This is a genomic window from Oleiphilus sp. HI0080 (genome assembly GCF_001635135.1).
On the sequence record NZ_LWFU01000212.1, the window covers coordinates 1 to 295 of the forward strand.

At 43.4% G+C, this 295-nt stretch carries 1 tRNA gene; it reads right to left on the reverse strand.

What is annotated here, in order from left to right:
- Positions 1-48: 48 nt before the first annotated feature.
- Positions 49-124 (reverse strand) — tRNA-Gly (locus A3751_RS02310).
- Positions 125-295: the final 171 nt, after the last annotated feature.

The following is a 295-nucleotide window of genomic DNA, read 5'->3' on the forward strand; positions in this document are numbered from 1 at the left end:
TAGGGCGAACCAACTATAAGGGTAAGGAGACAAACTAGGAAGAAAATTTGGAGCGGGAAACGAGATTCGAACTCGCGACCCCGACCTTGGCAAGGTCGTGCTCTACCAACTGAGCTATTCCCGCAACAGGAGTGACTTTAGAAAAACATCAATAAAGTCAAATACTAACAAGCGCAGTGCACGCCTGCTTTAAGTGGGGCGTATTATATTGACGCCTTTTTTGGCATGCAAGCACTAATTGGGCTTATTTAAGGTTTTTTCACTTTTAACAAGAATCTTGTGAACCAACCCTTAA